Origin of the sequence: Thalassobacter stenotrophicus (assembly GCF_001458315.1) — a bacterium.
Taxonomy (GTDB): domain Bacteria; phylum Pseudomonadota; class Alphaproteobacteria; order Rhodobacterales; family Rhodobacteraceae; genus Thalassobacter; species Thalassobacter stenotrophicus.
The window spans coordinates 407,981-431,193 of record NZ_CYRX01000033.1; the positions used below are offsets into that span (position 1 = coordinate 407,981).

Annotated in this window: 24 protein-coding genes; 18 read left to right on the plus strand and 6 right to left on the minus strand. The window is 59.3% G+C overall.

Features of this window, described 5'->3' with window-relative positions:
• Positions 1-4: 4 nt before the first annotated feature.
• From THS5294_RS16500 to THS5294_RS16560, 13 genes are all read left to right on the plus strand, one after another.
• Positions 5-403: a YNQ4 family lipoprotein gene (locus THS5294_RS16500; RefSeq protein ID WP_058124588.1), complete on the plus strand. Its 399-nt coding sequence runs from the start codon at positions 5-7 to the stop codon at positions 401-403.
• A 12-nt stretch (positions 404-415) separates the two neighbouring features.
• Positions 416-1,453, plus strand: coding sequence for an NADH-quinone oxidoreductase subunit NuoH (gene nuoH / locus THS5294_RS16505; RefSeq protein WP_038004654.1), 1,038 nt, complete (start codon positions 416-418; stop codon positions 1,451-1,453).
• A gap of 3 nt (positions 1,454-1,456) precedes the next feature.
• The gene (gene nuoI, locus THS5294_RS16510) at positions 1,457-1,951 is read left to right on the plus strand and encodes an NADH-quinone oxidoreductase subunit NuoI (protein ID WP_038009391.1); all 495 of its coding nucleotides are present in this window, start codon (positions 1,457-1,459) and stop codon (positions 1,949-1,951) included.
• A complete protein-coding gene (locus THS5294_RS16515; RefSeq protein WP_038004657.1) occupies positions 1,948-2,346 on the plus strand; it encodes a carboxymuconolactone decarboxylase family protein in 399 nt (132 codons plus the stop codon). Before nuoI ends, THS5294_RS16515 begins: the two co-directional genes overlap by 4 nt.
• A gap of 5 nt (positions 2,347-2,351) precedes the next feature.
• Positions 2,352-2,966 (plus strand): NADH-quinone oxidoreductase subunit J, encoded by a 615-nt coding sequence (locus THS5294_RS16520; protein ID WP_038004659.1) that lies wholly within the window; start codon positions 2,352-2,354, stop codon positions 2,964-2,966.
• Between the two features lie 2 nt (positions 2,967-2,968).
• A complete protein-coding gene (locus THS5294_RS16525) occupies positions 2,969-3,424 on the plus strand; it encodes a hypothetical protein (protein ID WP_072936590.1) in 456 nt (151 codons plus the stop codon).
• Positions 3,425-3,552: 128 nt separating this feature from the next.
• On the plus strand, positions 3,553-3,858 hold the full coding sequence (gene nuoK, locus THS5294_RS16530; protein ID WP_038004664.1) for an NADH-quinone oxidoreductase subunit NuoK: 306 nt from the start codon (positions 3,553-3,555) through the stop codon (positions 3,856-3,858).
• A gap of 4 nt (positions 3,859-3,862) precedes the next feature.
• Positions 3,863-5,980 carry an NADH-quinone oxidoreductase subunit L gene (gene nuoL, locus THS5294_RS16535; RefSeq protein ID WP_058124590.1) on the plus strand — a complete coding sequence of 706 codons (2,118 nt, stop codon included), beginning with the start codon at positions 3,863-3,865 and terminating at the stop codon, positions 5,978-5,980.
• Positions 5,980-7,530 (plus strand): NADH-quinone oxidoreductase subunit M, encoded by a 1,551-nt coding sequence (locus tag THS5294_RS16540; protein ID WP_058124591.1) that lies wholly within the window; start codon positions 5,980-5,982, stop codon positions 7,528-7,530. Before nuoL ends, THS5294_RS16540 begins: the two co-directional genes overlap by 1 nt.
• 10 nt (positions 7,531-7,540) lie before the next feature.
• The gene (gene nuoN / locus THS5294_RS16545; protein WP_038004669.1) at positions 7,541-8,974 is read left to right on the plus strand and encodes an NADH-quinone oxidoreductase subunit NuoN; all 1,434 of its coding nucleotides are present in this window, start codon (positions 7,541-7,543) and stop codon (positions 8,972-8,974) included.
• Positions 8,975-9,016: 42 nt separating this feature from the next.
• On the plus strand, positions 9,017-9,754 hold the full coding sequence (locus THS5294_RS16550; RefSeq protein WP_038005178.1) for a biotin--[acetyl-CoA-carboxylase] ligase: 738 nt from the start codon (positions 9,017-9,019) through the stop codon (positions 9,752-9,754).
• A gap of 11 nt (positions 9,755-9,765) precedes the next feature.
• Positions 9,766-10,542 carry a type III pantothenate kinase gene (locus tag THS5294_RS16555; protein WP_058124592.1) on the plus strand — a complete coding sequence of 259 codons (777 nt, stop codon included), beginning with the start codon at positions 9,766-9,768 and terminating at the stop codon, positions 10,540-10,542.
• A complete protein-coding gene (locus THS5294_RS16560; protein ID WP_038004672.1) occupies positions 10,542-12,215 on the plus strand; it encodes a ribonuclease J in 1,674 nt (557 codons plus the stop codon). The genes THS5294_RS16555 and THS5294_RS16560 overlap by 1 nt, the downstream gene beginning before the upstream one ends.
• Positions 12,216-12,290: 75 nt before the next feature.
• On the opposite strand, the gene THS5294_RS16565 is transcribed toward THS5294_RS16560, so the two are convergent.
• The 4 genes from THS5294_RS16565 to THS5294_RS16580 all read right to left on the minus strand — a co-directional run bounded on the left by THS5294_RS16565 (position 12,291) and on the right by THS5294_RS16580 (position 16,478).
• Positions 12,291-13,781: a DEAD/DEAH box helicase gene (locus THS5294_RS16565; protein WP_058124593.1), complete on the minus strand. Its 1,491-nt coding sequence runs from the start codon at positions 13,779-13,781 to the stop codon at positions 12,291-12,293.
• Positions 13,782-13,914: 133 nt separating this feature from the next.
• Positions 13,915-14,550, minus strand: a complete 636-nt coding sequence (locus THS5294_RS16570) for a hypothetical protein (protein WP_058124594.1) — start codon at positions 14,548-14,550, stop codon at positions 13,915-13,917.
• The gene (locus THS5294_RS16575; protein WP_058124595.1) at positions 14,547-16,157 is read right to left on the minus strand and encodes a peptide chain release factor 3; all 1,611 of its coding nucleotides are present in this window, start codon (positions 16,155-16,157) and stop codon (positions 14,547-14,549) included. Before THS5294_RS16575 ends, THS5294_RS16570 begins: the two co-directional genes overlap by 4 nt.
• Before the next feature lie 45 nt (positions 16,158-16,202).
• On the minus strand, positions 16,203-16,478 hold the full coding sequence (locus THS5294_RS16580) for a DUF1289 domain-containing protein (RefSeq protein WP_052068222.1): 276 nt from the start codon (positions 16,476-16,478) through the stop codon (positions 16,203-16,205).
• 182 nt (positions 16,479-16,660) lie between these two features.
• On the opposite strand from THS5294_RS16580, the gene THS5294_RS16585 reads away from it, so the two are divergent.
• The 4 genes from THS5294_RS16585 to THS5294_RS16600 all read left to right on the plus strand — a co-directional run bounded on the left by THS5294_RS16585 (position 16,661) and on the right by THS5294_RS16600 (position 20,306).
• On the plus strand, positions 16,661-17,440 hold the full coding sequence (locus THS5294_RS16585) for an SDR family oxidoreductase (protein ID WP_038004679.1): 780 nt from the start codon (positions 16,661-16,663) through the stop codon (positions 17,438-17,440).
• A 95-nt stretch (positions 17,441-17,535) separates the two neighbouring features.
• Positions 17,536-17,784: a hypothetical protein gene (locus tag THS5294_RS16590; RefSeq protein ID WP_038004681.1), complete on the plus strand. Its 249-nt coding sequence runs from the start codon at positions 17,536-17,538 to the stop codon at positions 17,782-17,784.
• Between the two features lie 143 nt (positions 17,785-17,927).
• Positions 17,928-19,280: an aminotransferase class III-fold pyridoxal phosphate-dependent enzyme gene (locus THS5294_RS16595; protein WP_058124596.1), complete on the plus strand. Its 1,353-nt coding sequence runs from the start codon at positions 17,928-17,930 to the stop codon at positions 19,278-19,280.
• A gap of 39 nt (positions 19,281-19,319) precedes the next feature.
• Complete coding sequence (locus tag THS5294_RS16600; protein WP_058124597.1) at positions 19,320-20,306, plus strand: type I glyceraldehyde-3-phosphate dehydrogenase; 987 nt, start codon at positions 19,320-19,322, stop codon at positions 20,304-20,306.
• Between the two features lie 156 nt (positions 20,307-20,462).
• Here THS5294_RS16600 and THS5294_RS16605 read toward each other — a convergent pair whose 3' ends face one another.
• Positions 20,463-21,359: a 2-dehydro-3-deoxygalactonokinase gene (locus tag THS5294_RS16605; RefSeq protein ID WP_058124598.1), complete on the minus strand. Its 897-nt coding sequence runs from the start codon at positions 21,357-21,359 to the stop codon at positions 20,463-20,465.
• Between the two features lie 147 nt (positions 21,360-21,506).
• Positions 21,507-22,382: a trypsin-like serine peptidase gene (locus THS5294_RS16610; RefSeq protein WP_058124599.1), complete on the minus strand. Its 876-nt coding sequence runs from the start codon at positions 22,380-22,382 to the stop codon at positions 21,507-21,509.
• A gap of 209 nt (positions 22,383-22,591) precedes the next feature.
• Between THS5294_RS16610 and THS5294_RS16615 the strand changes: the two genes are divergently transcribed.
• Positions 22,592-23,212, plus strand: coding sequence for a TRAP transporter small permease (locus THS5294_RS16615; protein WP_058124600.1), 621 nt, complete (start codon positions 22,592-22,594; stop codon positions 23,210-23,212).
• Position 23,213 lies beyond the last annotated feature (1 nt).

The window sequence follows — 23,213 nt, forward strand, 5'->3', positions numbered from 1 at the left end:
AACGATGGCGGTGGGCCTTAGACCGGCCCTTGTCTGCGGTGCCATGGCCCTTGGGGCCTGCACGCCACAGACGCCGCCCACACAAGATACCTTTAGGCCCGTGTACATCGGGCTTGAGACACGCAAACTGGACAACGACCTCGTGAATTTCCTTGTTGAGATGAAAGGCGCGCGCACGGGCGCAGACGTCGCGGAATACGCAAAGTGCGCAGCTGCACAATATGCGTTGATCCGGGGCTTCGGTTTTGCGCGTCACGTCCGCACATCTGTGGACAACAAGGGTGGAATCTGGAGCGGCGATGCGGTTTACACCGTCTCACCGGCGCTCCCGCAGGGCGTACGAACGATTGATGCTGAGGTTGTGGTGGAAAACTGCCGCGATCAGGGCATTCCGACGGTATAGGGACGACTAGAGATGGCTGAATTCTTCACCACACCCGCCGGCATTGCGGTGCTGATCTTGGCTCAGACCCTTGCGGTTGTGGGCTTTGTGATGGTTTCACTCATTTTCCTCGTCTACGGCGACCGGAAAATCTGGGCCGCTGTGCAGATGCGCAAGGGTCCGAACGTCGTTGGCCCGTTTGGGTTGCTCCAGATTATCGCGGATTTCCTGAAATACGTCGTCAAAGAAGTCGTCATCCCCTCGGGCGCTGACCGCACGTTGTTCATGCTGGCGCCGATGATCACATTCGTCCTCGCACTGATCGCGTGGGCGGTGATCCCGTTCAACACGGGTTGGGCGGTTGCTGACATTAACGTGGCCGTTTTGTACGTTTTCGCTGTTTCGTCGCTGGAGGTTTACGGCGTGATTGTTGGTGGCTGGGCGTCGAACTCGAAATACCCCTTCCTTGGCTCGCTGCGCTCTGCGGCGCAGATGATTTCCTATGAGGTGTCCATCGGCCTGATTATCATCGGGGTGATTATCTCGACGGGTTCGTTGAACTTCGGCTCGATCGTTGCGGCCCAAGACACTGACTACGGGTTCTTTGGGTGGTACTGGCTGCCGCACCTGCCGATGGTGTTCTTGTTCTTTATCTCGGCCCTGGCTGAAACCAACCGCCCTCCGTTCGACCTTCCGGAGGCTGAGTCCGAGCTGGTCGCAGGCTACCAGGTTGAATACTCGTCCACGCCGTTCCTGTTGTACATGGCGGGTGAGTACATGGCGATCTTCCTGATGTGCGCGCTGATCTCGCTGCTGTTCTTTGGTGGTTGGTTGTCGCCCTTCCCATTCCTGCCTGACAGCCCGCTGTGGATGGTCGCGAAAATGGGCTTCTTCTTCTTTATCTTTGCGATGGTGAAGGCCATCGTACCCCGCTACCGCTACGACCAATTGATGCGCATCGGTTGGAAGGTCTTCTTGCCGATGTCCCTCGCGTGGGTTGTGGTTGTGGCGTTCCTTGCAAAATTCGAAGTGCTTGGCGGCTTTTGGGCCCGCTGGGCCGTGGGAGCATAGGACATGACGCAGATCGACTACGGACGGGCCGCGAAGTACTTTTTGCTGGCCGACATCTTCAAGGGCTTCAAGCTGGGAATGAAATACTTCCTCGCGCCGAAGGCTACGGTGAATTACCCGCACGAAAAGGGCCCCATCAGCCCGCGCTTTCGGGGTGAACACGCGCTGCGCCGGTACCCCAACGGCGAAGAACGCTGCATCGCCTGTAAACTTTGCGAAGCCGTGTGCCCGGCTCAGGCCATTACAATCGACGCCGAGCCGCGCGAAGACGGCTCACGCCGGACGACGCGCTATGACATCGACATGACCAAATGCATCTACTGCGGTTTCTGCCAAGAAGCCTGTCCTGTGGATGCAATCGTAGAAGGGCCGAACTTTGAGTTCGCCACCGAGACCCGCGAAGAACTGTTCTATGACAAGGACAAGCTTCTGGAAAACGGGGACCGCTGGGAAGCCCTCATCGCCCGCAACCTTGAAATGGACGCGCCGTACCGATGATTGATCCCAAGAACCCATTCGCCGCTTTCCTTGAGCAAAGCCAAGCTATGGCCAAGGCGCTGAACCCCGCGCTGGAACATTTTACGCCTCAGGGCTTTGAAAAGCTGTGGCCCACGATGCCCGCCGAAATGATGGAAGCCACCATTGGCAAGGGCGCCAACCCCGAAGGGTTGGATGCGAAGACCAAGCTGTTGCTGACGTTGGCCGGGCTGACGGTGCACGGTGCGCAAGCAGAGGCGCAGGTGCGCCTGACTGTGCGCCACGCCAAAGAGGCAGGGGCAACCCATCAAGAGATCGCCGAAACCATCGGCATGATGGCCATGTTCGGCGGCGTGCCTGCGATGAACAAAGCGATGGAACTGGCGACGTCTGTTCTGGACGGGTCCGAGGAGTAAGCCCTGTGTCGATTGCTGAGATCACTTTCTACCTCTTTGCCATCACAACCGTGACGGCGGGGCTTTTTGTCGTCGTGGCGCGCAACCCTGTGCACTCGGTCCTGTGGTTGATCCTGACGTTCCTGTCTACGGCGGGCCTGTTCGTGCTAGTCGGGGCGGAGTTTGTGGCGATGCTGCTGGTCATCGTCTACGTCGGTGCTGTCGCGGTGTTGTTCTTGTTCGTTGTGATGATGCTGGACATCGATTTTGCTGCTCTCAAGGCTGAAATGGCCAAATACGTGCCGCTTGCGGGTTTGATCGGTGTCGTCTTGCTGATGCAACTCGCGCTGGCGTTTGGCGTTTGGGAAACTGCGGACGGCGTGTCTACGGCTGCAAACCTTGGTGCGATTGAACGCGGTGAGATGGAGAATACGGCAGCCTTGGGTATGATCCTCTATGATCAATACTTCTTGCTGTTCCAACTGTCGGGTTTGATCCTGCTCGTAGCTATGATCGGGGCGATCCTTTTGACCCTGCGCCACCGTCAAGACATCAAACGCCAGAACGTTCTGGCCCAAATGTACCGCGATCCAGCCAAGACCATGGAAATCAAAGACGTCAAACCGGGGCAGGGGCTGTAATCTTGTTCCGTTTGGCCTCCATATCGTTTGCCCTGGCTGCGCCTGCGGCAGCCTTGGACCTTGGTCAGTGTACGCGCACGACCCATGTTTCCCATGGTGGTGAGGCTGAGCATCGTGACCTCGGCGCAGGTCGCGTCGGATGGGCCGAGTGGTGGAGCCAAGAAGGCGTCTATGTGGATGCCTACGTTGCGGATTGCGGCACGGCGCGGGTTCTGATCACCCGTCTGCGTGAAGAAAACGTTGGCGCGCGGCAGTTTGATCGCCGGGATGCGGGCCAAAAGATTATTGAGCGTCATACGCGTCGGCATCCCTCGCTGTTCTCGCTTGAAGGATTGGCGGACGATTTGGCCAACACCGGTGAGGACACGCAGCTGTCCGACATGAAAACAGAGCCCTGCGCCTGCGCGAGCCTCTATCCCAATATGCGAGGGGCCATGATGCCCTTCGTTCTGAACTAGCAGACAGTTTTTCGTGAAAAACTGTTCGCCCTAAAATCTTTCAAAAGATTTTTTGGGCATGAGTAAGACCACCGGGCCGCAAAGGCCCACAATGAAGACAAGGGGCCAACGCGCTCCGGAGGGACGACATGATCGGCTTGGAACATTACCTCACGGTGGCGGCAGCGCTTTTCGTGATCGGGATTTTCGGCATCTTTCTGAACCGCAAGAACGTCATCATTATCCTGATGAGCGTTGAGTTGATGCTGCTTGCGGTCAACATCAACCTCGTGGCGTTTTCTGCGTTTTTGGGCGACCTCACGGGGCAAGTGTTTACGCTGTTCGTTCTGACAGTAGCCGCCGCTGAGGCCGCAATTGGCCTTGCGATCCTTGTCTGCTTCTTCCGTAACCGTGGGACAATCGCGGTCGAAGATGTCAACGTGATGAAGGGCTAAGATCATGGAAACGATTATCCTATTTGCGCCCCTCGTTGGCGCCCTGATCTGTGGCTTTGGCTATAAGTGGATCGGTGAAACACTGGCGATGTGGGTTGCCACGGGCTTTTTGTTCCTTGCGGCGATCTTGTCTTGGGTCGTGTTTGTAACGTTCGACGCATCTGCGCATGACGGTGGGTTCTACACGGTAACGATCCTGCGCTGGATCGAAAGCGGCAGCCTCGCGACGGATTGGGCGATCCGGATGGACGCGCTGACGGCGACGATGTTGATTGTCGTAACAACTGTATCTGCGCTCGTGCACCTATATTCCTTTGGGTACATGGACCACGATCCGCAGTGGCGCGATGGCGAAAGCTATAAGCCGCGCTTCTTTGCGTATCTGTCGTTTTTTACCTTTGCGATGCTCATGCTCGTGACGGCGGATAACCTGATCCAAATGTTCTTTGGTTGGGAAGGCGTGGGCGTCGCCTCCTACCTTTTGATTGGGTTCTACTGGCGTAAGCCTTCGGCGTCTGCTGCCGCGATGAAGGCCTTTGTGGTCAACCGCGTGGGTGACTTCGGTTTTGCGCTTGGGATCTTCGGGATCTTTTTGCTGACCGACAGTGTCGAGTTCGCGGTGATCTTCGAAAAGATGCCCGAGCTGGCCGATACAACCGTCCGCTTTTTGTGGTCCGACTGGAATGCGGCCAACTTGATCGCGTTCTTGTTGTTCATCGGCGCGATGGGGAAATCGGCACAGTTGCTTTTGCACACATGGTTGCCCGACGCGATGGAAGGCCCGACGCCCGTGTCGGCCCTGATCCACGCCGCGACAATGGTAACGGCGGGTGTGTTCCTTGTCTGCCGCATGTCCCCCCTGATGGAATTCGCGCCCCAAGCGATGGAGTTTGTGGTGTTCCTCGGGGCGACCACAGCCTTTTTCGCCGCGACCGTGGGTCTTGTGCAAAACGACATCAAGCGCGTGATCGCCTATTCGACGTGTTCCCAGCTTGGCTACATGTTCGTGGCGGCGGGGCTTGGCGTTTATTCGGTGGCGATGTTCCATTTGCTTACCCACGCGTTCTTTAAGGCGATGCTGTTCTTGGGTGCGGGCTCCGTGATCCACGCAATGCACCACGAACAAGACATGCGGAACTATGGCGGTCTGCGTAAGAAAATCCCCCTGACTTTCTGGGCGATGATGATCGGTACATTGGCCATTACAGGTGTCGGTATTCCGCTTTTGTACGTGGGCTTTCCGGTTGGCTTCGCGGGCTTTGTCTCCAAGGACGCCATCATCGAGAGCGCATATGCAGGCACCGCGGGGGGCTACGCCTTCTGGATGCTGGTCGTCGCAGCCTTGTTCACCAGCTTCTACAGCTGGCGCCTGATGTTCATGACATTCTACGGCACGCCGCGTGGTGACAAGCATACCCATGAACACGCCCATGAAAGCCCCCTCGTGATGACTGCCCCGCTTGGTATCCTTGCGATTGGTGCCGTGTTCGCGGGCATGGTGTTCTATGGTCCGTACTTCGGCAGCCAAGCCAAGGTCGACAAATTCTTTGGCACCCATGAGGGTGGCGCGCATGGTGAGCATCACGCCGCAACCAATGTGATCCCGTTGATCGCACAGGCCCATGCCGCAGGCGACAAAGACCACGCCGAGCGCGCACCCCAAAAAGCGGGCCACGGTGGTATCTACATCGGCGATGACAACACCATGATCCACGACGCGCATGTCGTGCCCAAATGGGTTAAGGTATCCCCGTTTATTGCGATGTTGCTGGGCTTTGCCGCGGCATGGGTTGGCTATATCAAACGCCCCGAATGGCCCAAGGCATGGGCCGAGGCGGCGCAGCCGCTGTACTTGTTCTTGCTGAATAAATGGTACTTCGACGAACTCTACGACGCGGCCTTCGTTAAACCCGCCCAAGCCATTGGCCGGTTCCTTTGGAAAAAGGGCGATGAGGCGACGATTGACGGCGGTATCAACGGGCTTGCGATGGGGATCATTCCCTTCATCACCCGTCTCGCGGGTCGGGCACAGTCCGGCTATCTGTTCCACTACGCCTTCGCGATGGTCATTGGGATCGTTGTGTTGGTCACATACATGACGATCGCCGGAGGGGCGAAATAATGGAAAACAACCTCCTCTCCTTTATCACGTTTACCCCATTGTTGGGGGCTCTGATCCTTGCGTTGTTCTTGCGCGGCGATGACGCCGCTGCACAGCGCAATGCCAAGTGGTTGGCCCTTGGTGCTACGGTATTCACGTTCCTGTTCTCGATCGGGTTGCTGACCGGGTTTGACGCGCAAAACACGGACTTCCAGTTTGTTGAGGAGCGCACTTGGCTGTTGGGTCTGACCTACAAGATGGGTGTTGATGGCATTTCGGTTCTGTTCGTGATGCTCACGACATTCCTGATGCCGCTGGTGATCGCCGCCTGTTGGGATGTGACCCACCGGGTTAAAGATTACATGATCGCGCTTCTGATCCTTGAGACGCTGATGATCGGCGTGTTCTGCGCGCTCGACCTGATCCTGTTCTATGTCTTCTTTGAGGCGGGCCTGATCCCGATGTTCCTGATTATCGGGATTTGGGGCGGCAAGAACCGCATCTACGCGAGCTTCAAGTTCTTCCTCTATACCCTCCTCGGGTCGGTATTGATGCTGGTGGCGATGGTCGCGATGTATGTCGACGCGGGCACGACGGACATTCCGACCCTGCTGACCCACACCTTCGCAACCGAGAGCTTTTCAGTCCTAGGTATCCATGTCATCGGCGGCTTGCAGACCATGATGTGGCTTGCGTTCTTTGCGTCATTCGCGGTGAAGATGCCCATGTGGCCGGTGCACACTTGGTTGCCCGACGCCCACGTTCAAGCGCCGACAGCGGGCTCTGTCGTTCTGGCGGCGATCTTGCTGAAAATGGGGGGCTATGGGTTTCTGCGGTTCTCATTGCCTATGTTCCCGGTGGCATCAGACTTGCTGGCACCGATGGTCATGTGGCTGTCCGTGATCGCGATTATCTACACCTCTCTGGTGGCGTTAGTGCAGGACGATATGAAAAAGCTGATCGCCTATTCGTCCGTGGCACACATGGGCTACGTCACGGCGGGGATCTTTACGGCCAACCAGCAAGGCATTGACGGGGCGATCTTTCAGATGATCTCCCACGGGTTCGTGTCTGGCGCGCTGTTTTTGTGTGTCGGCGTGATCTACGACCGGATGCACACCCGTGAGATCGACGCCTACGGCGGTCTTGTGAACCGGATGCCTGCTTATGCGTTGGTGTTCATGCTGTTCACGATGGCCAACGTCGGCCTGCCGGGCACTTCGGGGTTCATCGGTGAATTCCTCGTGCTGATGGGTTTGTTCCAATACAACACATGGATCGCAATGTTCGCGACAACTGGTGTGATCCTGTCGGCCTGTTACGCGCTGTGGCTTTACCGTCGTGTCGTGTGGGGTGACCTGATCAAAGAAAGCCTCAAATCGATCACGGACATGACCATGCGTGAGCGTGCGATCTTTGCGCCGTTGATCGTCATGACGATCCTCTTTGGCGTCTATCCCGCCCCCATTCTCGACATCATCGGGCCCTCGGTTGAGGCTCTTGTCGCTGATTATCAAACCGCGACCCTCGTGACGGACACCGTCACGGCTGTGGCCGCCGCAAGCCAATAGGACGCACGTGATGAGCGCTGACCTCAACATCATCCTGCCCGAAATCCTGCTGTCGCTGTTCGCGATGGGGGCCCTGTTGGGCGCGGTCTATACCGGCAAGGACAAACTGGCCCTGCCGATTTTGTGGGCCACCGCAGGCCTGTTCGTGGCCATGGCATTCTGGATCGGCGTGTCCGGTGACACGGACCGTATGGCGTTTGGCGGCATGTTCACCGATGACGCGTTTTCGCGGTTCGCCAAGGTGACGATCTTGCTGAGCGCTGCGGCCGTTTTGTTGCTGGGTCAAGACTACATGACCCGCAACGATATGCTCAAATTCGAGTACCCTGTGCTGGTCACACTTGCGGTTGTCGGCATGATGACCATGGTCTCCGCTGGTGATCTGATGGTCCTCTACATGGGGCTGGAGCTGCAATCTTTGGCGCTTTACGTCGTGGCGTCTATGCGCCGCGATAACCTTCGCTCGACTGAAGCGGGGCTTAAGTATTTCGTGTTGGGCGCGCTGTCTTCGGGTCTGTTGCTTTATGGTGCGTCGCTCACCTACGGCTACGCGGGCACGACTAATTTCGCAGGCATCATTGCCGCGGCTGAGGGCGATATCTCGCTCGGGCTATTGTTCGGACTTGTGTTCATGGCGTCTGGCCTTGCGTTCAAGGTTTCGGCAGCACCCTTCCATATGTGGACACCAGACGTTTACGAAGGTTCACCCACGCCTGTCACCGCGTTCTTTGCGACCGCGCCGAAGGTTGCGGCCATGGGGCTATTTGCCCGCGTCGTGCATGATGCCTTTGGTGGTGTTGTCGCTGACTGGCAGCAGATCATCGCGCTGCTGGCTGTGGCGTCGATGTTCCTAGGTGCGATTGCTGCGATTGGTCAGACCGATATCAAACGCTTGATGGCTTATTCTTCGATTGCTCATATGGGCTTTGCTTTGATGGGGCTTGCGGCGGGTACGGCTGCGGGTGTGCAGGGTATGCTGATTTACATGGCAATTTACGTCACCATGAACATCGGGACCTTTGCGTTTATCTTGTCCATGCGCCGCGATGGCCGGGATGTCACGGACATTGCCGCGCTCAACATGCTGTCTAAATCGCATCCGACACATGCCTTGGCGCTGTTGGTTCTGTTGTTCTCGCTTGCGGGTATCCCGCCGATGCTGGGCTTCTTTGGTAAGCTGTACGTGCTACAAGCCGCCGTGGACGCGGGCCTGTTCTGGCTTGCGGTTCTGGGCGTTGTCGCTTCGGTAATTGGTGCGTTCTATTACTTGCGTCTGGTCTATTTCATGTACTTCGGCACGGAGGGCGAGCCTCTCGATCAAGCGATGCCTGCAATCCAATGGGTGGCAATGGTTGGTTGTGCTGCGATCATGGTCTTGGGCATCGTAAACCTGTTTGGGATCGAAGGTCTTGCGGCGGCGGCTGCCGAAACGCTGGTCCGCTAAGATGCGGATTGGTTGTGTCCATCGCGGGGGTCACGCATCGTGATCCCGCGCTGGCCCGAGGGTGTCGGGCAGGTAATCCTCCCCACCGTTGATAGCACATCGCTGGAGGCCGCGCGCCAAGCCCCGCATATCGCGGGGCCGACGTGGTTTTTGGGGCTAGAGCAAACCGCGGCCAAGGGGCGGCGCGGGCGCGCGTGGTCCAATCCGGCGGGCAACTTTGCAGCATCGTTGGTCTATCGCCCCGGTGGCGCGATTGCGCATCGGGCGCTGCGCAGCTTTGTGGCCTCGCTTGCGTTGCAGGACGCGTTGATCGCGGCCACGGGCCGGACCGAGGGGCTGCGGCTTAAGTGGCCCAACGACGTGCTGTTGAATGGGGGCAAACTGGCGGGCATCTTATTGGAAAGCGGCCCCTCCGAGACCCTGATCATCGGGATCGGTGTCAACCTGCGCGCCGCCCCAACGCAGGCTGAGGTCGAAACCGGTGCGGTTGCGCCAGTGTCCCTTTTGTCCGAGACAGGCACCGACATCACGCCCGAGGCATTCCTTGATCTTTTGGCGCCCGCCTTCGCCGCCGTTGAGGCGCAATTTCTGACCTACGGCTTTGACGCTGTGCGCACCCGCTGGCTGGCCAATGCCGCCAAATTGGGTGAGCCGATCCACGCGCGCACCGTCACCGAGACCCACCACGGCACGTTCGAGACCGTGGACGCGGAGGGGCAACTGGTGTTACGGACCGCGGCGGGCCAGCGGATGATCTCGGCGGGCGACGTATTTTTCTAAAGGGGGCAGCCATGCTTCTTGCCATCGATTGCGGAAATACCAACACCGTCTTTTCCATCTGGGACGGCGATGACTTCGTTGCGAGCTATCGGATGTCGACGGATCATGCCCGCACCGCGGATGAGTATTTCGCATGGATCAGCCAGATGATGCTGCTGCAAGGGGTGGCTGCGCGGATCGACAGCGCGATCATCTCATCGACGGTGCCGCGTGTGGTGTTTAACCTGCGGGTGCTGTGCGACCGGTATTTCGACTGCCGCCCCCGGGTTGTGGGCAAGCCGGGCTGTGCCCTGCCGGTCGAAACACGGGTGGACGCCGGGACTGCCGTTGGGTCAGATCGCCTTGTAAACACGGTGGCAGGTTACGACCTATTTGGGGGCAACCTGATTGTCGTCGATTTCGGCACCGCCACCACGTTTGATGTGATAGACCATGACGGTGCTTATATCGGCGGCGTGATTTCCCCCGGGGTGAACCTGAGCCTTGAGGCGCTGCACCGTGCGGCGGCCGCGCTCCCCCATGTGGATATCAGCAAGCCATCGGCCGTGATTGGCACCAACACCATCGCCTGCATGCAGTCGGGCGTTTTCTGGGGCTACATCGGCCTCGTCCGAGAGATTTGCGCGCGGATCAAATCTGAGCATGGCGCGCCTATGAAGATCATCGCTACAGGGGGACTGGCCCCACTTTTCCAGCAAACCGAGACGCTCTTTGATGCTTTCGAAGAGGACCTGACAATGCACGGACTGACCGTGATACATAAATACAATGAGAGTTTAGAGGCCTAATGAAAAAACCTGACCGACTGATCTACCTCGCCCTTGGGGGCGCGGGTGAGATTGGCATGAACGCCTATGTGTATGGCTACGGCCCCAAAGGCAAAGAACGCTTTATCCTTGTGGACCTAGGCATCGCCTTTCCTGACATGGACAGCACTCCGGGTGTGGATGTGATCCTGCCGGATATGTCGTGGCTCGCGGAACAGGCGGACCGTTTGGATGGTATCTTTATCACCCACGCCCATGAGGACCACGTGGGCGGCGTGGCCCACATGTACCGCCATTTCAACGCGCCGATCTATGCGCGCCCGTTCACTGCAAACATCGCCAAGCGCAAGATGATTGAGCAAGGGCACGCCCCCGAAAATGTGCATGTGGTCGAGGCGATGGAGCCGGTCGAAGTGGGCCCCTTTACGGTCAGTTACCTGCCCATCTCACACTCCGTTCCCGAAAGCGCAGGCCTTGTGATCGACAGCCCCGAGGGCCGTGTGATCCACACCGGTGACTTTAAGCTGGACGAAAGCCCCGTCGTGGGTGAAGCCTTCGATCCCGACCTCTGGGCCGAAGTGTCCAAGCCCGGCGTCCGCGCCCTTGTGATCGATTCGACGAATGTGTTCACCGGCCATGCGGGTCGCTCTGAGGCGGTTTTGGGCCCAGAAATCCAAAAGCTGATCAAGGCTCAAAAGGGCATGGTCGTGGCCACAACGTTCGCCTCAAACATCGCGCGTCTGAAAACGCTGGCGGATGCGGGGCGGGATGCAGGGCGTTCGATCGTTCTGTTGGGTCGCGCGATGCGCCGCATGACCGAGGCCGCGATGGAGGAAGGTATCCTTACGGATTTCCCCAGCGTGATTTCGCCCGAGGACGCCAAGAATGTGCCGCGCGAAAACCTGATGCTGATCGTGACCGGTTCGCAGGGTGAGCGGCGCGCAGCGTCTGCCCAGCTTAGCCGGGGTAAGTATCTGGGGCTAGAGTTGAAGGAAGGCGATACGTTCCTGTTTTCCTCCAAGACGATCCCGGGGAATGAGCGCGGCGTGGCCCAGATCATGAATAACTTCAGCGAGATGGGGGTTGATGTCGTGACCGATGCGGATGGTCTGTACCACGTGTCAGGTCACGCAAATCGCCCTGACCTTGAGCGGATCACGGGTATCGTGAACCCACAGGTCGTGATCCCGATGCACGGGGAACACCGTCACCTGCGCACCCATTCCAAGCTGGCCACGGCCAATGGCCGCCAAGGCGTGTTGGCCCCCAACGGGACCATCGTCGACCTGTCCGGAAATGCGGCCACGGTTGCGGGCTACGTCGACACAGGCCGGGTGTATTTGGATGGTGCCGCACATGTCGGATCCTACGACGGGGTTGTGCGGGATCGCCTGAAAATGGCGCTGAACGGGCATGTGGTTGTGGCGGTGATGGTCGATGAAGACGATGACCTGCTAGAGGATGCTTGGGTTGATATCCGGGGCCTGAGCGAAGTGGGCACCAATGGCGCCCCGCTTTTGGACCTGCTTGAGGATGAACTCGCCCAAGCCTTGGCGCGCGTTGATGGGCGGACTGCTGCGGATGATGACAAGCTGTCTGATGTTGTCAAACGTGCGGTGCGGCAGCTCTGCAAAGAACAGATCGGCAAGAAGCCTGAGGTCACGACGTTGATCACGCGGCTGGCGGCTGAATAACGAAAAAGGGCGGGATCAACTCCCGCCCTTTCCAATTCTAACGATGCGATATGTGCGGACTGACCGCCGCAGGGATTAGCCTGCGTTTTCTTCGCGGCGTTCTTCAAAGCTGAGCGCGATGAAGCCGGGCAGATGATCGCCCAAACCCACCACACGATTGTCCTGACCGCCGGAGCGACCACGTCCGCCGCGCGAACGTCCGCCACCTGCGTTGTCACGCTTGGGGGCTGGTTGCTCTGCTGGAGCGGCGTTGTCGGCTTGGGCCTCAGGGGCGGCTGCCTGTGCTGCGGTATCCTCAGCGGGACGCTCCGACTTGTTGCGGCCACGGCCACCGCGCGAACGGGTCCGCTTGGGGCGCTCTTCGGTCTGCTCTGGCGCCGCGTCATCAGAGGCGGGCTTGTTGCCGCTGCCGGGTGGGGACCATGGGCTTTCGACCCGTGGAATTTCCTTTTCCACCAAACGCTCAATCGCGGTGAGGTATTTTTCGTCCGACGGCACCGAGATTGAGAACGCCGTTCCCAATTTGCCCGCGCGCCCGGTGCGACCGATGCGGTGCACGTAATCTTCGGCGTGGCTGGGCAGATCAAAGTTGAACACGTGGCTCACGTCCGGAATGTCCAGCCCGCGCGCAGCCACGTCAGAGGCCACAAGGAACCGCAATGACCCCTCACGGAACCCGTCCAATGTGCGCATCCGCTGGGCCTGATCCAGATCGCCGTGAATAGGCGCTGCGTCATAGCCGTATTTCTTGAGCGACTTGGCAACGATATCCACGTCAACCTTGCGGTTACAAAAGATGATACCGTTTTTGCATTTGTCGCCTTCGCTATCGATCAGCGCGCGCAGGATTTCGCGTTTGTCCTTGGCCGTCATATCGCGGCGTTTGGGCGTGTGCTGGATCAACCCTTGAGTAATCGTATCGGAGGTCGAGTTCTGCCGCGCGACTTCAATCTTTTCGGGGTTCGACAAGAAGGTCGATGTGATCCGCTCAATTTCAGGCGCCATTGTGGCCGAGAAAAACAGAGTTTGCCGGGTGAAGGGCGTCAGCTCAAAGATACGCTCAATGTCGGGGATGAACCCCATGTCGAGCATCCGGTCAGCTTCATCCACCACCATAATCTGCACACCACCGAGCAGCAGTTTGCCACGCTCAAAGTGATCCAGCAGACGGCCCGGTGTTGCAATCAGGACGTCAACACCACGGTCGATCAGCTTGTCCTGTTCTTTGAACGAAACGCCGCCGATCAGCAGAGCCTTCGTGAGGCGCGAGCCTTTGGCGTAGGTGTCAAAGTTCTCAGCAACCTGTGCTGCCAACTCCCGTGTGGGGCACAGCACGAGGCTGCGTGGCATCCGCGCGCGCGCGCGGCCTTTGCCGAGCAGGGTGATCATGGGCAGGGTAAAGGCGGCGGTTTTGCCGGTGCCTGTTTGGGCAATTCCCAAGACATCGCGGCCTTCGAGGGCAGGCTTGATCGCGCCTTCTTGGATCGGTGTCGGAGACGTGTACCCTGTGGCTTCGATAGCCTTCAGGACTTTGGGGTCGAGGTTGAGCTCGGAAAATGTCGTCATGTGCGTCCATTGTTAGCGGGGAGCCGTATTGCTCTGATCCGCGGGGGGAGGACGCCTGCATTCACGCCCAAACGGTTTTCAAACGCGCGTTCTTCGCACGTGCGGCAGGACCTAGACCATAACGCGCAAAACGTCAACTTTTGCCCGTGTCGCGGGCGGTTGGGTGTACATCGGGGCGGTAGCCGTGCCGAAGGGTGGCAATTGTCGGGGCAGGGGTCAGGACCGTGACGGTCCCGCTGGGCCGGGGCTTGGGTGGGCCGTACCCTGCGGGGCTATAGGTATGCGCTGCATTTTTAGTCAGCAATATCGGGGTTTGTCCGGCGATAAAGCTGCCCGGCGGCAGGTCGGCTGCATCCGCGCTATGCACGATCTGTTGGCGGCCGCGTGTGACGCGGGCGGCGTGCAAGGCCCGGTCTAGATCGGGCATGCGTGTGACGGGGCCGCCGATAGGACCATGTGCAGCATCCCACGCCGCGCGAAATTCCCGTGCGCGGGCGCGTTGGCAGTAGTGGCAGGGGCGGTGACCCGCCGCGAGTGCAACAGCCTCATCAAGGAAAAACAGCGCGGTCCAGGCGCGGTCCGGCATCGGACCATGATAGGTACCGCGCGGGTGATGTAGCGTGCAAATCACCCAATTGGGGTGCTGCCACCGAGAGGTGCCAAGGGTCTGATCGGGCCGGTGCAGGATGCCCCGGTTGCCGGTCAGCGTTCCGCGGGCTGGATGGGTGATAATCTCACCCGTCGGAGCCACACGGTTTTGCAGTGTCACACCATCATTTCCTTGGTGTTTGACAGGGTCACATCCGGATAATCGCGCACCACACGGTCGATATCCCACTGAAGGCGGGTCAAAAACACCACGTCGCCGTCGTTGTCGTGGGCGATGTGCTGTTTGTTGGCATTCACGAGCTTGTCTACCGCCTCTTCGGTGCCATGCACCCAGCGCGCGGAGGTAAATTGCGACGGCTCGAACCGGACGGGCAGGCCGTATTCCAGCTCAATCCGCGAGGCGAGGACTTCAAACTGCAACGCGCCCACCACGCCGACGATAAAGCCGCTGGCGATGGAGGGTTTGAAGACCTTGGCCGCGCCTTCTTCGGCAAATTGCATCAGCGCCTTTTCGAGGTGCTTGGCCTTCATAGGGTCGCCCGCGCGGACCGTTTGCAAAAGCTCGGGCGCAAAGGACGGGATGCCGGTGAACTTGAGGGCCTCACCCTCTGTTAGGGCGTCGCCGATGCGCAATTGGCCATGGTTGGGGATGCCAATGATGTCACCGGCCCATGCCTCTTCGGCCAACTCGCGGTCTGCGGCCAAGAACAGCACAGGGTTTGAGATCGCCATCGGTTTTTTGGACCGCACGTGCGTCAGCTTCATACCGCGCTGAAAGTGACCAGAGGCAAGGCGCACAAACGCCACGCGGTCCCGGTGTTTGGGGTCCATGTTGGCCTGCACCTTAAACACAAAGCCTGCGACTTTCTTTTCATCGGCGCTGACTTGGCGGGGGGAGGCGGATTGCGGCTGTGGCTCGGGCCCGAACTCCGCGATGCCGGACATCAGTTCCTGCACCCCGAACGAGTTGATTGCAGAGCCGAACCAAATGGGGGTCAGAGTGCCCTCAAGGAAGGCTTTGTGGTCCATGGCTGGCAGCAACTCGCGCGCCATCTCGATCTCTTCCAGAAAGGTATCCAGCAATTCTGCGGGAACGTGTTCCGCAAGTTTGGGGTCATCCAGACCTTCAATCGCGATGCTCTCAGAGATTTTGTTACGGTCCGCGCGATCCATCAGCTCTAGCCGGTCGCGCAACAGATCGTAGCAACCCACAAAGTCGCGACCGCGCCCAATTGGCCATGAGGCCGGGGTCACGTCGATCGCGAGGTTTTCCTGGATCTCATCGATGATCTCAAAGGTATCGCGGCTTTCGCGGTCCATCTTGTTACAAAACGTCAGGATCGGAAGGTCACGCAGGCGGCAAACCTCAAACAGCTTTTGCGTCTGGCTCTCAACGCCCTTGGCGCCATCGATCACCATCACGGCGGCGTCTACGGCGGTCAGCGTACGATAGGTGTCTTCGGAGAAATCCGAGTGGCCCGGCGTATCCACAAGGTTAAAGCGAAACTCGCGTTCGGGCGTGTGATAGTCGAACGACATCGCTGAGGCCGACACGGAGATGCCGCGATCCTGCTCCATCTTCATGAAGTCCGAGCGCGTGCGTCGCGCCTCACCCTTGGCGCGCACCTGACCCGCCATCTGGATCGCGCCCCCGTACAACAGGAACTTTTCCGTCAGCGTCGTTTTCCCGGCGTCGGGGTGCGAGATGATCGCAAACGTCCGGCGGCGGCTGATTTCGGGGGGCAATTGGGGCGCATTATCAAGCATGATCGGGCTATAGAGCGCAGGCGATCAACGTGCAAGTTCGCAGGCCTATGCCGCCCGCTTCTTGGCTTTGGATTTTGCGGGGCCCCAGTCCAGTTTGACCTTCTTCTTTTTCAGCTTCTTAAGGTACGCTTGCTCCCAGTGGGTGTAGTGGCCAAGCGTATCTTGTTGCTGACGCAGCATGTCCAGAAACGCGATCTGGTGCTTTTCCTTTTTCAGCCCCTTGAACAGGGATTTTTGCGCCTTGGTCATGGAGCATCCGATGCAGTGGCCTTCGCGCTTGAATTTGCACACGTCAATGCAGGGGCTGGGCACTTTGCTCATTGTGGGTTCCGTGTGTTGCGGGCCTTTATTCAATACTTGATGATTTTGCCCCAAATTTCAATCCCGACAAAAACAATCAGACTAGGCGCCGGCACGGCGTAGACCGGCCCCTATCGATTGCAGGTTGCAGTACGCGCGCATTCGGCTAGGTCTAGCGCCGAAACGTATGGGAGAAGACGACTATGGATCTGGGTATCAAAGGTAAACGCGCCCTCGTGTGTGCAAGCTCCAAGGGTTTGGGCCGTGGGTGCGCCGAAGCACTGGCCGAGGCTGGCGTTGATCTGGTGCTGAACGCCCGTGGGGCAGAGGCGCTTGAGGCGACCGCGGCACACATTCGCAGCACCTACGGCGTAGAAGTCACGGCCGTGGCCGCCGACATCACATCCGAGGATGGCCGCGCGGCCGTGTTGGCCGCCGCTGGCGACATCGACATTCTGGTCACCAACGCGGGCGGCCCGCCCCCCGGCCTGTGGTCCGATTGGAGCCGCGATGATTTCATCGCAGCCATCGATGGCAACATGCTGGCCCCCATCGCATTGATGCAGGCAGCACTGCCGGGCATGATCGCGCGCGGCTGGGGCCGTGTGGTGAACATCACATCCGGTTCGGTCAAAGCACCGATCCCACAGTTGGGTTTGTCGAACGCGGCACGCACCGGGCTGACCGGCTTTGTCGCAGGCACCGCACGTCAGGTCGCCGAAAAAGGTGTGAACATCAACAACCTGCTGCCCGGCATCCACGATACCGACCGTGCCGTATCGCTGGATACAGGCGTGTCCAAGGCGCAGGGCATCACCATGGATGAGGCCCGCACACAGCGCGAAGGCACCATTCCGGCCCGTCGCTACGGCACCGCGGCTGAGTTTGGCGCGACCTGCGCATTCATGTGCTCGCAGCATGCGGGCTTTATGGTCGGGCAGAACGTTCTGCTCGATGGCGGCGCAATTAACGCCACGATCTAAGGCCAAATTAGGCAAAAAGTGTCGCAGGACTGGCCAAGGGCTGGACCTGCGACGGTTTCGCACCATCTTGCCCCTTGAATAGAAGGGAGCCTTAGATGTTCGACGAAACACACGACCCCGCGACCGCCATGCGCCAACGCCGCCAAGAGGCTGAGGCCCAGATCCGCGCAAAAGAATTGCGCAAGGTCGCTCAAGGCCACGTCTTGATGGCTGGCTTTGAAGCCTACGGCAACGGCATGAACGGCAAAGGCCTGTTTGCAAAGGTGAACACGGCCGCCAAATGGGGCTTGATCTGGTTCGCGATGATCGCGCCAATTCTTTTGGTGATTGACCAACGCTGGTAAGCCAGCTGGCTTCGATGTCTGAGCGTGGTCCCCTTGGGGCCGCGCTTTTTGCGTTTCTTGATGTATGCCATCACATCATTCCATTTGACGCTGGTGCGACCCTCCGCGAATGATATCCGTATCGCAACGTAGTGGAGGCCGGGATGAAAGACAGCAACTTCCTAAAGGAAATGAACGCGCGCAAGCTGTGGCACCCGATGGCGCACCCCGGTGCGATGCGGGACGCCCCGCCCAAGATTATTACCAGCGCGGATGGCATCCACATTACGGATATCGACGGGCACAGCGTGCTGGATGCAGTTGGCGGGCTTTGGAACGTTAATCTGGGATATTCCTGCCAGCCAATCAAAGACGCGATTGCTGCCCAATTGCAGGTGCTGCCATATTACAGCGCCTTCAAGGGCACTACGACGGATCTTGCGATTGAGCTGTCGGATGTTGTGGTGGATTCTTTCGATCAAGAGGGGATGGCGCGCGCCTTTTTCACCTCAGGCGGCAGTGACAGTGTGGAAACCGCGCTCAAGCTTGCGCGGCAATATCACCGTCTGCGCGGTGAGGCAGGGCGCACCAAGTTCTTGTCCCTGCGCAAGGGCTATCACGGGACGCATTTTGGTGGGGCCTCGGTGAACGGCAATCCGCTGTTCCGCGCCTCTTATGAGCCGTTATTGCCCGGCTGTTTCCACGTGCCTGCGCCCTATACCTATCGCAACCCGTTTGATGAGACCGACCCCGAGCGGCTGGGCGCGATGTGCCTACGCGCACTGGAAGAAGAGATCACCATGCAAACACCGCAAACGATCGCGGCGATGATTATGGAACCCGTTCTGGGGGCGGGCGGCGTGATTGTGCCGCCCGAAACCTATATGCCGGGCGTGGCCGAAATATGCGCGCGCCACGGAATTCTGCTGATCTCGGATGAGGTTATTACCGGCTTTGGTCGCACCGGATCATGGTCCGGCGCGCGGCGCTGGGGCGTGAAACCCGATATGATGACCACCGCCAAGGCGATCACCAACGGGTACTATCCGTTCGGTGCGGTTCTGCTGTCGGGTGAAATGGCTGAGGTGTTTGAGAGCGCGGATGAAGCGGCAGGCATGATCGGCCACGGCTATACCTATTCGTGCCACCCCGTGGGCGCGGCGGCGGCGCTGGCCTGTTTGGCGGAAACGCAGCGGTTGAACGTGATGGAGAACGCAAGCGCGCGCGGTGCACAATTGTTTTCGGGCCTGCAATCCTTGGCTGAACGGTTTTCGCTGATCGGCGATGTGCGCGGCGGGGCCGGCTTGATGTGCGGAGTGGAACTGGTCTCTGACCCGGCGACCAAGACGCCCCTAGACGCGGCGACGGCCAAGAAAATCTTTGAAGCGACCTATGAGGCGGGTGTCATGGTACGGTTGTCTGGCACCAACCTGTTGATGTCGCCCCCACTGATTTTGGGCGCGGGTGATGTGGATACTATCCTTGCTGCACTGGCAAAAGGCTTGGAGGCGGCCTAGGTTACGCACCCTAACGCGCTTGCATCGAAGGCAAATTCCATGACCGCTCGGATATTCATCAACGGCTTTGGCCGCATCGGTCGCTCTGTCCTTCGGGCACTTTTGGCGCGGGATGAGGACCTTGAGGTCGTGGGCATTAACGACATCGCGCCTTTGGAAACCTGCGCTTATCTATTTGAGTTCGACAGTGTGTTTGGTCCCTGGAAGGGCACCGTCGCGGTTGAGGGCGATGCGCTTGTGGTGGATGGGCGACGGTTCGCGTTCCACCGCACGCCCGACATTCGGACCCTTCGGCTGGGCGATGTTGATCTGGTGATGGAATGCACCGGCCACGCCGAAACTCGCCCCGAGGTTGAGCGCGGTCTGCTGGCAGGCGCGGGCAAGGTTTTGATGTCGGGACCCTCTGCCGTGGCGGATGGCACCGTTGTTCTTGGGGCAAATGACGCGGCTTTGCGCCCCGATATGCGGGTTGTGTCCAACGCGTCATGCACCACCAACGCGGTCGCGCCGCTGGTCCGGGTGCTGGACGATGCCTTTGGGGTAGAGACCGGGACCATGACCACGATCCACTGTTACACCGGCTCTCAGCCGACTGTGGACAAACCAACAGGTGGATTGGCGCGGTCACGTGCAGCGGCTTTGTCGATGGTGCCGACAACCACCTCGGCGGGGCGGTTGGTTGATGTGGTCTTGCCGCATCTGGAGGGACGGGTCGTGTGCACGTCCGTGCGGGTGCCTGTCGCATCCGTGTCGGCCGTTGATCTGACCGTACGATTGACCAAGGACTGTGACGCAGGCGCGGTGAATGCAGCAATTTTGGTGGCTAGTGGGCCCATCATCGGCACAACGGACAAGCCGTTGGTCAGTTCGGATCTGCGCGCCCGCGCCGAAAGCTATATTCACGCTCTGCCCGAGACGTTTGTCACGGACGGAGGCCTTGTGCGGGTGTTTGGCTGGTACGACAACGAGTGGGGCTTTGCGCATCGGATGATTGATATGGCTGTGCGAATGACCGCGCGCGCCTAAAACCGAACGTGGTATTTCGGTTGGCCTCGGGCGGATCGGCGCGTGGCCTAGGCCAGGCCCTTTTGAGGCGAACCGGCAAGGCGCGACCCTTGCCCAAGATCCCACGATATTCTCTAAGGCCGTGGCGCTTATGCCGATTGCAGCGCGCTATTCAGGTTAGTCCAACGTGCCCAGCGCGGTGAATAGACCCGCCTGTGTTAAAGGTCCGGCGGCAAACCGGTCCGCGGGCACGCCTTGTTTGGACAATGCACGCGCATAAAGCCCGCACAGCACTTCTCGCCCGATGAGGGCGACTTGCTGACCCAGCCAATAGGGTTTTAACGCGGCTATCTCGGCCCCGATCAATAGACCCGACAGCCGAGCATCTGCCGCCGTCTTGGTCGCGCCGGTCAAGACATGGCTCGCGCGGATCGCAGCCACTTCGGTGACCAAGCGTTCTGGATTGGACAGTGTCACATCCACCCCTTCGTCAAAGGCGATGCCATCCGGGTCACCATGGGCCACGGAATGACGCAGGATCGAAGTCTCAGCCAGAAGGTCATACATCTCACCCGTCATGGTGGTTTCAAAGCTGACGATTTCCTCGGCACTGACATGGGCCCACTTGGAATGCGTTCCGGGCAGGCAAATGACGCCCTCGAACGTGGGATGAGAGGCCAAAAATCCAGATATCTGGGTTTCCTCGCCGCGCAGAATTGTGGGCTTGGGGCGTAATTGTGACAGTCCAGGCATCATATAGACTTGTAGCCCTGCATCCTGCGTCGGTACGCGCGTTGGTGCCAGCGTGCGGGGGGTGCATGGGGCCTGAGCAAACGGGGCCTCAAACCAACCCTCGCGGGAGCCTGCCTCACCACAGATCAGGATCATCACAGGGCGATCCCCCCAAGTGCTGCGCCAAGGGTCGATCAATTTGCTCAACGTTGGTTCAAACTCATCGCGATTGAGGGTGCGCGCCCCGGCGGACCTATCCCCGGCCTCGGCCACGGCAGTGTCATCCTGCATCAGCCAAGCCCGCAGGTTTGACCCGCCCCAATCAACGGCAATCCAAGTCATTAAGCGCACCCTTTTCTGTCTCATTCAGCCCAAGCTGCGCCCCTTATGCGCAATGCGCGGCCCAAGACCAAGGCTTGGATTGGCGGCATCGTGGGTGCGGCAGCGGATGGTTTTGTCGGGCATAAACCATCAAGCGTGAACATGGTCCTAAGAGCCGGGCACAACGCGAATACGTTTGAAGCTTGGGGGGTGCTCCGCGCTTTTGGGCCGAGTGGAACCAGTGGATGCGCCCACCCGCAAACGCCGCGCGCCTTCGGATGTCGGCGGCAGGCTCTGACGCGACCTCAGCCGTGCCATCAGGTCCGCCACAGGTGTCGTCAGTTCCATGCCGTAGACGACAAAACGACCGTCATCGCCGCGCGCACCGCCGGAGATTATCGACAGAATCCGGCGATTGCCGTCTTCTTCGATGAATACCGGGGCCCCGGATGAGCCGAAGGTCGCGGCACAGTTGAACTCTAGGATGCCCCCAGAATAGCGGTTCGTGATTGCGCAGCCGCGTTCTTGGGTCAGGGCTTCCTCTCGGCCCTTGCCGTAGGACAGCAGCATGACTTCAGTGCCTTGGCTCGCGCGGGCGTGAATTCTAAAGGGGGAGGCGCTGGTTACGAAAATCTCACTCTCCAGCTGTAATAGCGCGATGTCATGGGGGATGGTATTGGCGGTCGACTTGCCGCCCGGATCGCGCACATAGCCCTGTGGGATGTGAGCGGCCACAACGCGTCGCTCCGCGCTGGCGGCACCGTGTTGATAGCCTGCGCGAAACACCAAATCGCGGGGCAGTTTGGTTCCGGCTTTGACATGGTCATAGACACAATGCGCTGCCGTCAGAACGATATCGCGCGCAATAAGTGTGCCGGTGCAAAACCCGCGACCAAAATCGAGCCTGCCGACACCTTCCCACCCCATGCGCTTGAATGGTGCGTCCAGCGTTTGGATAGATTGGGCCTGGACACTGTGGGAGCATACCAACACCACCATAATCGCAAGCGCGTGTGCAGAGCGGCGCGCAAATTGGTAAAGCATGGTCGGACCCCCGTGATAGCACTGCCCCCAACGTAGGCGCGGGGCGGGACAATTCTGCGGCAACAACAGGGAGATTTCGCATCATCCCTGAAACAATGGCGCTGTGGAGGTGGAATTGTTTAGCCAGCGTTTCCACCAATCAGCGAAACTTCTTGACGTAAGGGTAACGTTGCGCGTCACTGAACCGGCACCGTGATCGGGGAGGGATCATGCCGGCACTTTTACAAGCAGCGCGCCTATGGGGGGCTGCCAACGCGGGCCTGCTTTGGGCGGGCCGTTGGTTGGCAGTGGGCTGCTTGGGGTTGATGGTCGTCATCATCCTTGTGCAGGTCGTGGCGCGCTATGTCCTCAACAACGCGCTGCCTTGGCCCGATGAAGCCGCGCGCTTTTTCATGCTGTGGATGACGGGGTTAATGGCCCCAACCGCGCTACGGCGGGGCGGCTTTGTCGCGATCGACATGCTGGTGTTGATGTTACCACGGGTGGTGGCAAGTGTGCTGATGCTGGGGCTTTTGGCCGTTTCGGGCATGGTGTTGGTTGTCGCCGCACAGTTGGGCTGGGCAGAGGTCACGGGCTTCGGCGGCAGCTTCAAAACCGCCTCATTAATGACGTTCTTTACGATTGATTTCGCGGATGGCGTGCCGTTCGTTCGCGTTGACTGGGGCTGGCAGCCGATGCCGCGCAGCCACATGATGGCCTCGTTGATGGTGGGGGTGTGGTTGATGCTAACCGTCACCGGGGAACTGATGCTGCGCCAGATCATCACGATGATGGGACATGGCGACGCTCTGACGGATATCCCCGAAAATGCGACGGTGGGGGCGGAATGAC